Origin of the sequence: Ohtaekwangia sp. (genome assembly GCF_036568665.1) — a bacterium.
Taxonomy (GTDB): Bacteria; Bacteroidota; Bacteroidia; order Cytophagales; family Cyclobacteriaceae; genus Ohtaekwangia.
The window spans coordinates 1-10,133 of record NZ_DATCSD010000347.1; the positions used below are offsets into that span (position 1 = coordinate 1).

The following is a 10,133-nucleotide window of genomic DNA, read 5'->3' on the forward strand; positions in this document are numbered from 1 at the left end:
CCTTGCTTGTCGCGCACTATACCGGTGAGGTATACATTCTTAAATGGCATCTCGCCACGGTACTCATAGCCGGCAATGATCATACGCGCTACCCAGAAGAAAAGAATCTCCGGAGCGGTAACCAGGTCGTTGGTAGGGTAGAAGTAATTCAGGTCTTCGTTGCCTTTGTTACCATCTTTAAATATAGTGGTATCAAATACCGCCGTAGGCCACAACCAGCTGGAGAACCAGGTGTCCATCACATCCGTCTCCTGCTTCACGTTTATACTTTCAGCGTTCGGCTTTTTACTTTTAAAAAGTTCTATAGCTTCCTGCTCCGTCTTGGCTACTACATAATCACCCGCTTCGTCATACCAGGCCGGTATACGATGGCCCCACCACAACTGGCGGGATATACACCAGTCGCGAACGTTGCTCATCCAATGGTTATAGGTATTCTTGAACTTTGGTGGAATGAGTTGTATATCATCATTCATCACGTGGTGCAGTGCAGGCTTGGTAATGGTATCCATTTTCAGGAACCACTGCAGCGACAAACGCGGCTCGATCACAGCATCCGTTCTTTCAGAGAAACCAACGTTGCTGCTATAGTCTTCTACTTTCGCGAGGCAACCCTGTGCTTCCAGTTCTTTTGCTATTTTCTTGCGCGCAATGAAACGATCTTCACCTATATATAGCTGTGCCTTGCTGTTGAGTGTACCGTCTTCATTCAGAATATCGATTACTTCCAGGTTGTGTTTTGTACCCAGTTCGTAGTCGTTCATATCGTGAGCCGGAGTAACTTTCAAACAACCCGTTCCGAAGTCCATCGCTACATAGTCATCTTCAATGATCGGTATAGCACGGTTGATCAACGGGATGATAGCACGCTTGCCGCGAAGATGTTTATAGCGCTCATCGTTCGGGTTTACGCAGATGGCAGCATCGGCCATAATGGTTTCAGGGCGAACGGTAGCGATCGTTACAAATTCACTCGCATTCCCTTCGATCTGGTACTTGATATAGTATAGCTTCGATTGTACATCGCGGTGGATCACTTCATCGTCCGACAACGCTGTTTTACCCAGCGGGTCCCAGTTCACCATGCGCAGGCCACGGTATATATAGCCTTTCTTGTACAGGTCGATAAACACATCGATTACCGCTTCATAGTAATCGGGGTCCATCGTAAATTTAGTACGATCCCAATCGCAGGAAGCCCCCAGCTTCTTCAGCTGTTCGAGAATGATGCCGCCATACTTCTCTTTCCATTCCCACGCATACTTCAAAAATTCTTCGCGTGTCAGGTCCGATTTCTTAATGCCCCGCTCGCGAAGCATGGCTACCACCTTCGCTTCTGTAGCAATAGAAGCGTGATCCGTTCCGGGCACCCAGCAAGCTTCTTTACCTTCCATACGCGCCTTGCGCACCAACACATCCTGTATTGTATTGTTGAGCATGTGGCCCATGTGCAACACACCGGTAACATTCGGTGGAGGTATCACAATGGTATAAGGCTCTTTCTCCTTGTTAGGCTTGGCGTGAAAAAATCCTTTTTCCATCCAGTACTGGTACCATTTTCCTTCTACCTCAGATGGATCGTATTTGGTCGATAGCATATGCGTTGTGCGTTAATCACTATCCGTTACAGGTTAATCGTTATTCGCTTCCACTGATAGCGTGTCGCGATTAACGGATAACAGATAAGGGGGACAAAAATAAAGAAAATGCGCAAACAGGGCAGGCCATCGGAGCCTGGCAGAGCAAGAATTTGCAGAAAAGATCGGGATCCGACCGGCTACTTCACTTCGTAGATACCATTGTCTGAAAAAACTAAGTCTATGGAAGCTTTATCAATCAACCAAAAAGAAAACACCATCCAGTGGAAACAACTGTGGAGCCTCGCTGCGCTATATGGCTCGATCGTAATCGGATGGATCGCCTACCAGCGTTACCAACCTAAGTTACTGGTACAATTTCACTTCACGGATTTTACACTGCTGCTGGTAATCGCGCAGGGTTTGATCCTCACCATTACACCTCCTATAGCCGGGAAGCTGGGCGACCGTTATCGCTTCGAGAAAGGACATCGCATTCCGGTTATTACTGCCGGGATCAGTTTTGCTGCCATGATCTTTATGGCTGTGGCCTTTACACTCTTCAGCAACCCGAACGAGTTATTCAAATGGGTATTACCGGTGCTGATCGTTTTCTGGCTCATTGCCATGAGTATATTTACCAGTCCGGCATTATCTACCATGGAGCTTTTTACACCGGTAGATAAATTGCCGCGCGCTATGGCAGTGCTCACTATTGTGGCCAACCTCATTTATGCGCTCGAACCTGTTATTGTCGATATCATTGATTTTCTCGGAGCACCGGTAACATTCATGACAGGAGGTATCGTAGTGTTTATCTCCGGATATGCACTCAGGAAAAATTCGTTGTCGTTGTTCAGTCAGCAAAATAATAAAGAGGACAGACCTATAGCTGCTATCGCGTTTGATACACAACGCTCGCGACTGGTGTATATATTCTTTCTGGGTATTGTGCTGGGGATAGCTACAACGGTATTGTTCAATATATTTCCGGATGTGCTGCAGGCGAAGATCGGTCCGCTGATGAAAACGTGGAACGGAAAAATACTGGTAGTAGATATACTGGTGGTATCGGCTATCGTATCGTGGCCCTTGAGTAACCTGGTAAATCGCGTGGGTATGGAACGATCGTTCTGGATAAGCACCGTACTGATCGTTGTGAGCATGGTATCTATACTCCTGCTGCAAGCAACCGCCCTGGTTCTTATCATGACGTTGGTGTTTGCGCTGATGTTCGCCACGCTCTCGGTAAGCTCCTTGCCGCTGGCAATCAAAAATTCTAATTACTACGAGAAAGTTTTTTGTGTAGGTATATTTTTCAGTGGTGTAGCATTTCCCGATGGTATGGTGGAAACGCTGCAGGCTATGCAAATACTCTAGGTATCCGCAGGTGTGAAGGGTTGGCTATGGCCGGTGTATATTTTTTGCCGGCCATTTTTTATACACTCATCCGTATCCGCCACTCAGCCGGGTATAAATTGTTAATGCGATTGGGTAATACATTGCCCCAGCCTAAAGGTATATCTTCATGGCACATCAACGTGAAGCCTGTATGTTCGGCAGTAATTTGCAATGTTTCTTTTCGCAGGTAATGCAGGGCATCTTCTATACTTAATGCAAGCGATGGAAAGGCACCTTTATTTAATTGCGTAGAAAGTGCCAGCGTGTGCTCGGGTATAATTTTCGTATTCTTTACAGTAGCCGTAAATGTACCGGCCATGATCAGCCGAAGATTTTTCGAGAGTAATTCTATCTCCTGTACTTTGCTTGCCGGGAGAAACTGGATGAGATCATCGCGCTGTATAAAAGCAAATGCATCGGGCTCTGTGATCCATGACTGAACCTGCTCAAGTATTTTTTTGGTTGGAGCCTGAAAATTACCGCGGCTGTTTTTTACCCGTATACTTTCACCTGTTTCTTTTTTACGGATAACCGATATAAAGAAACCTTCGCCTTTTACCTGGTGCGGATAAAAGTGATAGCCTGTTATTCCATCTTGTTTCGTCTCGGCTATATTTCCCCACGAAGGATCGATCTTTATTGTGAGAAACTCTACATCATGTTCCTGCGCAAGCCACGCGAGGTTCTCTTCATTTTCTTCGGGGTTATAGGTACACGTAGAGTATATCAATATACCCTGCTCTTTGAGACTCGGCCATATATCGCTTACAATTCTTCGCTGGCGCTTGCTGCATAAGAGTACATTTTCGTCAGACCATTCTTGCATCGCATTCGGATCTTTTCGAAAAAGTCCTTCGCCCGAGCAAGGTGCATCTACTACAATCACATCAAAGAAGCCCGGCAGTCGCTGAAAATCTTCCGGATCGTTATTCGTTACCGCAGCTATAGGGTTTCCCCATTTCTGAATGTTTTCGGAAAGTATAGCAGCGCGTGAGCGGATCACTTCGTTCGATACGAGTAGACTTTCTGCATTCAACAAACTTAGCAGGTGTGTTGATTTACCACCGGGTGCTGCACACAGGTCGAGTACATGCAGCGGCTGGAGTAAGTCAACGCTCTGGCTGAGCGCTTGCTCCAGAAACATGGAGCTTGCTTCCTGCACATAATAAGCGCCTGCGTGAAAGAACGGATCGAGTGTAAATACAGGTCGCTCCGCTAAATAGCGACCCAGTTTCGTCCAGCCCACGGGTGGTGCATCTGTATAGCGATGCTGTTTTTTAGGATGAAGACGGATGCTGACCGGTGCCGGCTCGGAGAGACTTTTTAAAAAATCGGGAAATGTATCCCCCAACTGAAGTTGCATTTTTGTTACAAACGATGCGGGCAGGTCTGCAGCTAGAATTGACATGGTGCGAAAGTAATCACAAAGTGTTTTGTTTCCGAGCCAACTTTTCGGCCATGCGCTTTTACTTTGCCCGCAGGCTTGTTAGGTTTACTTCTGATATGACTAAAATCAAAGCCAATAATCCAACATTGAAAAGCTGGGTGGAGGTTGCCCGCACAAGCGATTTCCCGATCCAGAATCTTCCCTTTGGAATTTTCAAAACGCGCTATCTCTCACCGGTAGCCGGTGTTGCTATTGGTAATTATGTGCTCGACCTGGTATATCTGCACGAACATGGTTATCTCGATGGATTGAGTTTACCAGCCGGTATGTTTCATCAGCAGTATCTCAACGATTTTTTTGCGTTAGGAAGAGCAAAGGTGCGTGAAGTACGCGAACGGATATCCGAGTTGTTACGACACAACAACGATGAACTGAAAGATCATAAAGCTGATCGTGAACTGGCGTTGATACCGATGAACGAAGTGCAGATGCAGTTGCCGGTGAAGATTCCAAACTATACCGACTTCTATAGCAGCGAAGAACATGCTACCAATGTAGGTTCTATGTTTCGCGATCCGAAAAATGCGTTGTTGCCGAATTGGAAACATTTACCCGTGGCCTATCACGGACGTGCTTCTTCTATTGTAGTATCGGGCACTAACCTGCACCGGCCGAAAGGTCAGATAAAACCGATCGATAGTGATCAACCTATATATGGACCTTCGCGCAAGCTAGACTTCGAATTAGAGATGGCATTTATCACCTGCAAGGAAACCAAACTCGGACATCCTATACATATACACGAAGCAGAGGAATATATAGTGGGCTTTGTACTTTTTAACGATTGGTCTGCCCGCGATATTCAGCAGTGGGAGTATGTTCCCCTCGGGCCATTCCTCGGCAAAAATTTTGGTTCCAGTATTTCTCCGTGGGTAGTTACACTGGATGCACTCGAACCTTTTCGCGTGCAGGGGCCGGAGCAATATCCGCATGTGCTGCCGTATCTTGTAACAGAAGGAGCGAAGAACTTTGATATAGTACTGGAAGCTTCCATGAAAGCAGAGCAAGGTGAAGATGCCATTGTATGCCGCACCAACTTCAAGTATATGTACTGGAACATCCACCAGCAACTGGCGCATCATACAGTAAATGGTTGTAATATACAGGTAGGAGATATATATGCTTCCGGCACGATCAGCGGTCCGTCACCCGGCTCATTTGGTTCGTTACTGGAACTGACGTGGAACGGACAAAAGACACTACACCTGGCAGACGGAAGTGAACGCACTTTTATACTTGATGGCGACTCAATAACGCTTCGCGGTCATGCTTCGAAAGATGGAGTGCGCATAGGCTTTGGCGAATGTACCGGAAAGATATTGCCAGCGTTGAAGTAAAAGCAGAAAGCTTAAAGTTGAAAGTTGAAAGTTGAAAGCGAAATGCACAACGTTTTTAGCTCTCCGTTTAAACCATGAATGTAATTCACACACTTCTAAAGCAGCGCTGTTAACAAAAATACTTTCTCCTGATGAAGAGCAGACTTACATATTACCTTTTCCTTTCTTCCCTTGTGATGCTGGACAGCGTGCTGCTGCGCAGTCCTAACTTGCTGGGCAAGATAGGTTTGCTGGTATATAAGTATCATTACCTGCGCACTTTTCCAAAGGCGTTGTTAACGGTATCGCTGGTGGTCGGTGGGGCCGTAGTTATAGCAGAGACCATCCGCTATATGGTAAAGCATAAAGCGATCAGGCGTATCATTGGTAAAGTTGTGCTCCTCATATTGCTGGTACTGGTGGCCGCTATAGGAGCAAAAACGGCTATAGATTTTTCTGCGTGGAGTTATAGTCATACCGGGTTACGTTTTCGGATTGGTGCCCATTTATTGCCGGCTATCGTATTCGTTGTTTTCTTGTATACATATAGTACCTTGCCGCCTGTTCACAAAACCTTTCCTGTTTCACCCGCGGGCGAGGAGAAACCTACTAAAACTATTATATCGGAATGATCACGGTTGATCCTAAAGAAATACCCTCCTCTACATTACATGCTTATTTGCTTGGTGCAGTCACTCCGCGCCCGATCGCCTTTGCCAGTACAATTGATAAAGACGGTCAGGTAAATCTCAGCCCCTTTAGTTTTTTCAATTGCTTTGGGTATAACCCTCCGTTGCTGATTTTTTCTCCGGCCCGCAGAGGACGTGATAATACTACGAAGCATACGTACGACAATATACTGGAAGTACAGGAGGTAGTGATTAACGTGGTAAATTATAGTATGGTGCAGCAGATGTCGCTGGCCAGCACCGAATATCCCAAAGGTGTAAATGAATTTACCAAGTCAGGATTCACCGAAGTGGCTTCTACCATAGTAAAACCACCGCGTGTAAAAGAAGCTCCTATAGCGATGGAATGCAATGTACTGCAGATCGTGCCTACCGGAACAGAAGGTGGTGCCGGTAACCTGATTATATGCGAAGTAGTGTTGATGCATATACAGGAAGCTGTGCTGGATGCGAACGGAAGAATTGATCCCTATAAATTGGATGCAGTTGCGCGACTAGGTGCTGACTTCTACTGCCGCGTACAGGGCGATTCAATTTTCAGAGTGCCCAAGCCATTGGATAAATTGGGCGTGGGTGTCGATAGTATTCCTGAACGCATACGCTATAGCAAAATACTCACCGGCAATGATCTCGGTCTTCTCGGAAATGTAGAGCGTATACCTTCTGTTATCGATGAGCGTGCTTTTGCTGAGCAGTCGCATATAAAGCAGGCATTGCAACAGGGAGAAGAAGCCGTACACCTGATGGCCCACATTCTTCTGGCCGAAGGAAAGATTGAAGATGCCTGGAAAGTATTGCTGCTTTCACTCCGCTAGTACACCGTAGAATTTTCTTTCGTTTATATCCGTATCGTCCTGTAGTTCCGCAGGATACATCATGACGGTTGCTGCCGGGTTGTTACGTTCTTTCATCCCCGGAAAGGAATGTTTTTTTATTTTCGCTTTCGCGGGATTATTTTTAGCAGCCCAAACCGTTCCTGACAGAGTGAGTGCCTGCTCGCAGGAGCGAACCCCTCCGAGAAAACGGCATCACACGGCACACCTTCTTACCGGGCTGCTGCGGCAGTATATAAAAGTATATAAATGAAAGTCGCTTTATTTGTTCCTTGTTATGTAGACCAGTTTTATCCGCACGTGGCGATTGCAACGCTGGAGTTACTGGAAAAGCTGGGCGTGGAGGTAGTATATCCGGAAGCACAAACGTGTTGCGGGCAGCCCATGGCCAATTCCGGTTTCGAACATCTCACGCATGGATGCAACGATAACTTCGTTAGAAATTTTTCCGGGTACGACTATATCGTTTCTCCTTCCGGAAGTTGTGTGCTGCACGTTAAAGATCACCTGCATGCTACAGACGAAAATGCAGCGACTAACATTCGTGGAAGAGTATATGAACTCGTGGAGTTTCTCACCGATATACTGAACGTGCAAAACTTACCGGCAACTTTCGAACATAAGGTTGGTTTACACCAAAGCTGTCACGGACAACGTGGTTTGGGTATATCGCAGATGAGTGAACTGGTGGCACCTCCGTTCTCCAAAACAGAACGACTGCTGCACATGGTAAAAGGTCTTGAGCTGATCAGGTTGAATCGCACCGATGAGTGCTGCGGCTTTGGCGGTACATTTTGTGTTGCAGAAGAAGCAGTATCCGTAAAGATGGGTATAGATCGGGTGGCCGATCACGTAGCGCATGATGCCAGCTATATTACCGGTAATGATATGTCTTGCCTCATGCACCTTGAAGGAATTATCAGAAGACAGAAGCGCGCAGTGAAAGTAGTACATATAGCGGAGATCCTAAATTCAGTGAAGTAATGACGGAGCACAAGACATACGATCACGCAGCACTCGCTGATAAATTTAACCAGGATATACCGCGTGTTGACTGGCATGATAAAACGTTGTGGTTTATCCGCGAGAAGCGCGACAAGGCTGTGTGGCAATTGCCCGAGTGGGAAGACCTTCGCGAAACGGCTTCGCAGATCAAGAACAACGTACTCGATAATCTGCATGATTATTTATTGGAGTTTGAAAAGCAGGCGCAGCAAAATGGTGTAACTGTACATTGGGCCGCCAACGCTGAAGAGCATAACCGTATAGTACATTCTATTATAGCGAAGCATGGTGTTACGGATATAGTGAAGAGTAAATCCATGCTTACGGAGGAATGTCATCTCAATGAATATTTGCATGAGAAAGGTATAACGGTGGTTGACACCGATCTGGGCGAACGCATCGTACAACTCGCAGGCGAACCTCCCAGTCACATCGTATTACCTTGTATACATTGGAAGAAAGAAGAGATCGGAGAATTATTCCATCAGCATTTAGGTACACCGAAAGGAAATGCCGATCCGCAGTTTCTCACCGCAGCAGCGCGTGAACATCTTCGTCAGCGTTTTCTTACCAGTCGTGTGGCTATAACAGGTGTAAATTTCGCAGTGGCAGAAACAGGCGAGATCGTAGTATGTACCAACGAAGGTAATGCCGACCTTGGTGTGCAACTGGCCGATGTACATATAGCCTGCATGGGTATAGAGAAAATTATACCCCAGCGAAAACACCTCGGAGTATTTCTCCGCTTACTTGCGCGAAGTGCTACCGGTCAGCCTACTACTACATATTCCAGTCATTTCAGAAAACCGCGTCCGGGCCAAACGATGCATATCGTGTTGGTAGATAACGGTCGCAGCGAGCGCTTGCAACAGGAGAGTTTTCGGAATGCCCTTAAATGTATACGTTGTGGTGCCTGCATGAACACCTGCCCGGTATACAGGCGCAGTGGCGGCCATAGTTATCAGTATGCTATAGCAGGACCAATCGGATCTATACTCGCGCCCAGCCTGGATATGAAGAATCATGCTGATCTTCCGTTTGCTTCTACATTGTGCGGTTCATGCTCTAATGTATGCCCGGTAAAGATCAATATACATGAGCAGCTATACCAGTGGCGACAGGTGTTGGTGAAAGAAGGATATGTGTCACAGGCAAAGAAAGCGGGGATCTATGGTATGGCTGCTGTACTCTCGCGGCCGGGAGTATATAAAACAGCCGGTGCTGTAGGGCGGTGGTTTATGAAATATATACCGGTTATTGTAAACAACAAGTTAAACCCCTGGTATAAACAACGCGAAATGCCGGCCGTGCCGAAGCAATCGTTTAACGAATGGTATAACAAGAACCGGAAGCAACATGGAAAGCAGGGCTAAAATACTGAGCGCACTCAAAAAGAAATTTACCGATACGCCTGCAGCGCTGCCGGAACTGAAAACATATACACCTCCTGCAGTACATGTAGTGGAGAAGTTTGAAGCCGTGCTGCGCGGTATAGGTGGCGCCACCGTGCGCGTTAGCAGTACACAGGAGATCAACGAATATATACTTCGTGAATTTAAAGATGCAAAACGTATTGTATCATTGACAGACGGTATAGAAGGTACTGCCATCACCTCCGGTATAGATCCGCACACCTTTGCCGATGTAGACCTTATTATACTCCAACCCCATTTTGCTGTCGCAGAAAATGCCGCTGCGTGGATAACTGCTGAACGCATGGGCGACCGGGCATTACCTTTCATCGCACAACATATAGCCTTCGTAATTACAACGGATACGCTGGTGCACACCATGCACGATGCTTACCAGAAAATCAGCAACAGCGAATATCCCTTCGGCACATTTATAGCCGGCCCTTCTAAAAC

General features: G+C 46.6%; 9 protein-coding genes. 7 read left to right on the top strand and 2 right to left on the bottom strand.

What is annotated here, in order from left to right; translation table 11 throughout:
- Positions 1–1,598 (bottom strand): valine--tRNA ligase (locus tag VIN08_RS19585; RefSeq protein WP_331968555.1); only part of this gene is annotated, 1,598 nt, incomplete at its 3' end.
- A gap of 222 nt (positions 1,599–1,820) precedes the next feature.
- Here VIN08_RS19585 and VIN08_RS19590 point away from each other — a divergent pair.
- On the top strand, positions 1,821–2,957 hold the full coding sequence (locus VIN08_RS19590; RefSeq protein WP_331968558.1) for an MFS transporter: 1,137 nt from the start codon (positions 1,821–1,823) through the stop codon (positions 2,955–2,957).
- A gap of 58 nt (positions 2,958–3,015) precedes the next feature.
- Here VIN08_RS19590 and VIN08_RS19595 read toward each other — a convergent pair whose 3' ends face one another.
- Positions 3,016–4,386, bottom strand: a complete 1,371-nt coding sequence (locus VIN08_RS19595) for a methyltransferase RsmF C-terminal domain-like protein (protein WP_331968560.1) — start codon at positions 4,384–4,386, stop codon at positions 3,016–3,018.
- A 95-nt stretch (positions 4,387–4,481) separates the two neighbouring features.
- Between VIN08_RS19595 and fahA the strand changes: the two genes are divergently transcribed.
- The 6 genes from fahA to VIN08_RS19625 form a co-directional block, all read left to right on the top strand.
- Entirely contained in the window at positions 4,482–5,762 is a 1,281-nt protein-coding gene (fahA, locus tag VIN08_RS19600) for a fumarylacetoacetase (RefSeq protein ID WP_331968564.1), read from the top strand.
- Between the two features lie 131 nt (positions 5,763–5,893).
- Positions 5,894–6,373: a hypothetical protein gene (locus VIN08_RS19605; protein WP_331968567.1), complete on the top strand. Its 480-nt coding sequence runs from the start codon at positions 5,894–5,896 to the stop codon at positions 6,371–6,373.
- Entirely contained in the window at positions 6,370–7,245 is an 876-nt protein-coding gene (locus VIN08_RS19610; protein WP_331968570.1) for a flavin reductase family protein, read from the top strand. Before VIN08_RS19605 ends, VIN08_RS19610 begins: the two co-directional genes overlap by 4 nt.
- Before the next feature lie 267 nt (positions 7,246–7,512).
- Positions 7,513–8,247, top strand: a complete 735-nt coding sequence (locus VIN08_RS19615; protein ID WP_331968573.1) for a (Fe-S)-binding protein — start codon at positions 7,513–7,515, stop codon at positions 8,245–8,247.
- A complete protein-coding gene (locus VIN08_RS19620) occupies positions 8,247–9,641 on the top strand; it encodes a lactate utilization protein B (RefSeq protein WP_331968576.1) in 1,395 nt (464 codons plus the stop codon). Before VIN08_RS19615 ends, VIN08_RS19620 begins: the two co-directional genes overlap by 1 nt.
- The coding region (locus VIN08_RS19625) for a lactate utilization protein B/C (RefSeq protein ID WP_331968579.1) at positions 9,625–10,133 on the top strand (509 nt) is incomplete at its 3' end. The genes VIN08_RS19620 and VIN08_RS19625, both read left to right, overlap by 17 nt.